The following is a 2996-nucleotide window of genomic DNA, read 5'->3' as shown; positions in this document are numbered from 1 at the left end:
GCGTAATAGACTGAATTTTAACGGGAAGCGTTTGCGCGATAACGTTCAGGATCGCATCGGTATTTTTCAGCGGGAACGTCCCGCTCAGGCGCAGCCCGGCAACGGCGGGATCGCAGCGCAGCACGCCGTTGCGGTAACGGGTTAGCGTGGCTATCACCTCACCCAGCGGTTTATCGCTGAAGCTCAGGATGTCCTTCGTCCAGCTTGTACTCTCGTCATCCAGCGGTTTCACTGCGCCAAACTCAGAGGCGCTGAACTGCAGGCTTTCACCAGCGTTCACGATGCGTTTTTGCGCGGGGGCACTGGCGAGAAGCACTTCCACAGCGTGCTGCTGCACGTCAAGCTGCGTGAAATTATCCTGCTGGCGGACGGTAAATTCTGTCCCTAAAGCAGTGAGCTGGCCCTGACGGGTCAGGACACGGAAGGGGCGTTGCAGGGCATCTTTCGCGGTAGTAATGGCGATTTCACCGTACCAGAGCCGGACGGTGCGCTGATGCGCATCAAAACGCACATCCGCCGCGCTTTGGGTATTCAGCGTGAGCAGGGAGCCATCTTCCAGTTGCTGACGGCTGACTGTGCCTTTGGCGGTGCGGTAATCTGCCCGCAGACCTTCGCCGGTTTCCGACTGCCAGAGCTGCCAGCCTCCGCCAGCGCCGAGCAACAGCAGTAATCCTTTCATCACGTGACGGCGGGTGAGGCGGGTATCGTGCAACGCCCGGCTGGCAACGTCGCCAGGCACACCGCCAAGCTGGTTGCGCAGGTTTTCAACCTGCTGCCAGGCCCACTGGTTATCCTGATCCTGTTCATACCACTGTTGCCAGCGCGCTTCCTGTTGTGGGCTGACGCGCTCGCCGCTTAGCACGGCATACCAGTGGGAAGCTGAACGCAGCGCCTGACGGCGGGAATCGGTTAACAAAGGATTCATAACCCATACTCCAGACGGAACAGCAGGCAGTGCTCGACGGCTTTCGCCACGTATTTTTTCACGGAGCTGATGGAAACACCGAGTTTGTGCGCAATCTCGCTGTATGTCAGACCATCCAGTTGCGAAAGCAGAAACGCTTCACGTGTTTTGCCGTTTAGCCCGTCCAGCATGCTGTCGAGGAGTTGTAGGGTCTCGAGTTGGCTTTCGCGTTCCTCAGGTGAAGGCGCTCCCCCCTCCGGCATAAGCGCCAGCATCTCCAGATACGCTTTTTCCAGCGCGTTTCGGCGAAACAGGTCCACCATCACGCGTTTGGCGATAGTGCAGAGGAAGGAGCGAGGATCGCGGATCGTCGAGAGCGTTTCGCTGACCATTACCCGCAAAAAAGTGTCCTGGGCAATGTCATCTGCATCAAAAGCAGACTGGAGTTTGCGCGTCAGCCAGCTTTTCAACCAGCCGTGATGTGTGCCATAAAGCGACTCGAACGTTAAGGAAGCTGTGGTAGTGGCGCGGTCAGACATGCGGAGTGCATCAAAAGTTAATTATCACGTAGTCATATTAATATGAGAATGGTTATCATTACAATTGGAAATAAAATTGTTTCCAATAGACATTTTTAACATGTTGTTTTTCTAAGTGTTATAAGGTAGGTATAAAATGGGATGGAGCCTCTGCTTCTGGCATGTGTCGGTCAGAATGACTCATGATGTGGTCTGCTATTATTGACATCCTCACTGCCCTAAAGGATGGGGATTTCGGTAATGATCTTACCCAGCAATAGTGGACACGCGGCTAAGTGAGTAAACTCTCAGTCAGAGGTGACTCACAAGACAAAACAGTTTCAACCAGTAAAAAAACGTAAACACCATTCGCATGAATTTCGTAGTTAAGATCTGAAGCTTGCAGAATGCATCGGTGTTACTGCCGGAGTCCGTTAACTTAGTCTGCATGAATCACCACAGCTTTACATCTGTCGCAGTAAACAGCAAAATCAGCAAACTTACTTAATTATATCGAGTGCGATTACAATCGCTGGCGATGGTACAGTTGGTGTGGCGGTCTCAGTCCGGAACAATTTGAAAATCAGAATCTCACTTAAAACGGCATCCATTTTACAAAAGATGGCCGTCTGTGTATTTATAATGAATACCTTCTACATGTTTAGAGTGCATAATCCACGACAAGGCGATATCCTAAAAATTAGCTAGCAGGCAACTTTGATGGCATAGATAATGTTTTTAGTAAAAAAGAGTTGACTGAATATAATACAGCCTCTTCCTACATAAGAAGGAATGTGCTCACAAAAAAAACCATTAGTCTGCTTCCTGTTCTTACAATAATCAGTATTATGTATTTTATTTATATAGCAAAATATGCTTGTTACACCTGTCATAATTAGGCATGGTAAAATTATTGACTGAACCCTGGGGGAGAAAGATGCACAGTGATTATTATAATATGGTTTTTGGTGAAAAATTGGCCAATATTTTATATGAAGCTAACTCTCAATTTTTTTACGAGAGAAATGTCATAGAAGAGGCAGTCAACGCTTTATTCTGTGAGCGTGAAATAATAAACAACAAGAACATAATAAAGAAGCTGATGTTCTTTTTGTCAGATGTTAATCACACCAAGAAAGATGTTGTTCAGAGCGCACTTAATATTATCATTGACATTACATCAGGTGATATTTGAGATTTTACATAAAAGATAATCTCTCAAGGAGTCTTATCTGAAAACGAAATATATAGTCCCTCTCGTTTTGTAATATCGATTGGCTTTGTTGAATCGGTTACGTACCCCGGAGCCGGTCATATTTTCAGGTAATACACACGCTTTCAGACATTTCGGCTTTCGTCATTTTTGTATCATGGGCATAGCTTCTGCTACCTGACCATCATAATCACGCAGCTTCAGTGAAGCAGTGACCACCTGTTTAACCCGGTGTATCGTTATGATCTTATCCAGCAATTGAACCGCCCCGGGTTTCCTGGAGAGTGTTTTATCTGTGAACTCAGGCTGCCAGATCATCGTTTCCGATGGAAGCATAATAAGCTTTTTCTGCTTCTGCCGG

At 47.6% G+C, this 2996-nt stretch carries 4 protein-coding genes and 3 pseudogenes; 4 read left to right on the top strand and 3 right to left on the bottom strand.

Going from position 1 to position 2996, the window contains the following annotated elements; translation table 11 throughout:
• On the bottom strand, positions 1-925 hold a 925-nt coding region (gene fecR, locus RTW80_RS23590), incomplete at its 3' end, for a ferric citrate uptake sigma factor regulator FecR (RefSeq protein ID WP_312720462.1).
• On the bottom strand, positions 922-1443 hold the full coding sequence (gene fecI / locus RTW80_RS23585; RefSeq protein WP_001283626.1) for an RNA polymerase sigma factor FecI: 522 nt from the start codon (positions 1441-1443) through the stop codon (positions 922-924). The genes fecR and fecI, both read right to left, overlap by 4 nt.
• Before the next feature lie 136 nt (positions 1444-1579).
• Between fecI and ykiE the strand changes: the two genes are divergently transcribed.
• The 4 genes and pseudogenes from ykiE to RTW80_RS23565 all read left to right on the top strand — a co-directional run bounded on the left by ykiE (position 1580) and on the right by RTW80_RS23565 (position 2617).
• Complete coding sequence (ykiE, locus tag RTW80_RS23580; protein WP_211180522.1) at positions 1580-1648, top strand: protein YkiE; 69 nt, start codon at positions 1580-1582, stop codon at positions 1646-1648.
• A gap of 70 nt (positions 1649-1718) precedes the next feature.
• Positions 1719-1923, top strand: a pseudogene (locus RTW80_RS31695) (hypothetical protein); the annotation flags it as partial.
• Positions 1917-2021, top strand: a pseudogene (locus tag RTW80_RS23570) (IS3 family transposase); the annotation flags it as partial. The pseudogenes RTW80_RS31695 and RTW80_RS23570, both read left to right, overlap by 7 nt.
• Positions 2022-2335: 314 nt before the next feature.
• Positions 2336-2617: a biofilm development regulator YmgB/AriR family protein gene (locus RTW80_RS23565; RefSeq protein WP_223349491.1), complete on the top strand. Its 282-nt coding sequence runs from the start codon at positions 2336-2338 to the stop codon at positions 2615-2617.
• Between the two features lie 124 nt (positions 2618-2741).
• On the opposite strand, the pseudogene RTW80_RS23560 reads toward RTW80_RS23565, so the two are convergent.
• Positions 2742-2872: pseudogene (locus RTW80_RS23560) on the bottom strand (IS5/IS1182 family transposase); the annotation flags it as partial.
• Positions 2873-2996: the final 124 nt, after the last annotated feature.

Source organism: Escherichia sp. AM3 (genome assembly GCF_032029835.1).
Lineage (GTDB): Bacteria > Pseudomonadota > Gammaproteobacteria > Enterobacterales > Enterobacteriaceae > Escherichia > Escherichia coli.
This window is presented reverse-complemented; position numbering and strand designations above follow the sequence as displayed.